Origin of the sequence: Dokdonella sp. (assembly GCF_049593775.1) — a bacterium.
GTDB lineage: Bacteria > Pseudomonadota > Gammaproteobacteria > Xanthomonadales > Rhodanobacteraceae > Dokdonella.
In genome coordinates, this window is record NZ_JBAWHJ010000196.1 from 1 (window position 1) to 1,669 (window position 1,669).

Consider the following 1,669-nt stretch of genomic DNA (forward strand, 5'->3'; position numbering starts at 1 on the left):
ATGCAACACGAAACCCAATCCCACGGCATCAACATGTCTGCCCTGGGTCGCGACAAGCAGAGCCTGAGCCTGGCCCAGGAAACCGTGGCCATCGAAGTCCCTGGCCTGAGCCTGTACTACGGCGACAAGCAGGCGCTGTTCGATGTCAGCATGAACATCCCCAAGCAACGCGTGACCGCCTTCATCGGCCCGTCGGGCTGCGGCAAGTCCACGTTGCTGCGCACCTTCAACCGCATGAATGACCTGGTGGACGGTTGCCGTGTGGAAGGCGCGATCAACCTCTACGGCACCAATATCTACCGCAAGGGCGAAGACGTGGCCGAACTGCGTCGCCGCGTGGGCATGGTGTTCCAGAAGCCCAACCCGTTCCCCAAGACCATCTACGAAAACGTGGTCTACGGCCTGCGTATCCAGGGCATCAACAAGAAACGCATCCTCGACGAAGCCGTTGAGTGGGCGCTCAAGGGCGCGGCATTGTGGGACGAGGTCAAGGACCGCCTGCACGAATCGGCACTCGGCTTGTCCGGCGGCCAGCAGCAGCGTCTGGTGATCGCCCGTACCATCGCCGTAGAACCGGAAGTGTTGCTGCTCGACGAACCGTGCTCGGCACTCGACCCGATCTCCACCTTGAAAGTCGAAGAGCTGATCTACGAGCTCAAGTCCAAGTTCACCATCGTCATTGTGACCCACAACATGCAACAGGCGGCGCGGGTTTCCGACTACACCGCGTTCATGTACATGGGCAAACTGGTGGAGTTCGGCGACACCGACACCCTGTTCACCAATCCGGCGAAGAAGCAGACCGAAGACTACATCACCGGTCGCTACGGCTAGGAAGCTGTGGTTCTGATTGTACTGACGCTGCGGTTCTCCGCACCTTACCGGACGCTCCAAGGACGCCAACATGATTAGCAAAGAAGGCCTTACCCACCACATCTCCGCGCAGTTCAATGCCGAGCTTGAGGAAGTGCGCAGCCACCTCCTGGCGATGGGCGGGCTGGTGGAGAAGCAAGTCAACGATGCGGTCACCGCGCTGATCGAGGCCGACTCGGGCCTGGCCCAGCAGGTGCGCGAGATTGATGAGCAGATCAATCAGATGGAACGCAATATCGACGAAGAGTGCCTGCGTATTCTTGCCCGTCGCCAGCCGGCGGCCTCGGACCTGCGTTTGATCATCAGCATTTCCAAGTCGGTGATCGACCTGGAGCGCATTGGCGATGAAGCCACCAAGATTGCCCGCCGCGCCATCCAGCTGTGCGAAGAGGGTGAAGCCCCTCGTGGCTACGTGGAAGTGCGCCATATCGGCGATCAGGTACGCAACATGGTGCGCGATGCCCTCGACGCTTTCGCCCGCTTTGACGCCGAACTGGCGTTATCGGTGGCGCAGTATGACAAGATCATCGACCGCGAATACAAGACTGCGCTACGCGAGTTGGCCACCTACATGATGGAAGACCCGCGCTCGATCTCGCGGGTCTTGAACATTATCTGGGTACTGCGTTCCCTGGAGCGTATCGGCGACCATGCGCGCAATATCTCGGAGTTGGTGATTTATCTGGTGCGCGGCACCGACGTGCGGCACATGGGCCTCAAGCGCATGAAGGCCGAAGTTGAAGGCACTGCTGATCTAATCCCTAATGTTTCGGGCGAATCTGACGATAAGTAAGGT

2 protein-coding genes are annotated in these 1,669 nt (G+C 59.4%); both read left to right on the forward strand.

The genetic code is table 11. The features are described from left to right. Nucleotides 1-33 precede the first annotated feature (33 nt). Nucleotides 34-834 (forward strand): phosphate ABC transporter ATP-binding protein PstB, encoded by an 801-nt coding sequence (gene pstB / locus WBP53_RS06875; protein ID WP_423927267.1) that lies wholly within the window; start codon nt 34-36, stop codon nt 832-834. 70 nt (nt 835-904) lie between these two features. Then, nucleotides 905-1,666 carry a phosphate signaling complex protein PhoU gene (phoU, locus tag WBP53_RS06880; protein WP_003195624.1) on the forward strand — a complete coding sequence of 254 codons (762 nt, stop codon included), beginning with the start codon at nt 905-907 and terminating at the stop codon, nt 1,664-1,666. Nucleotides 1,667-1,669: the final 3 nt, after the last annotated feature.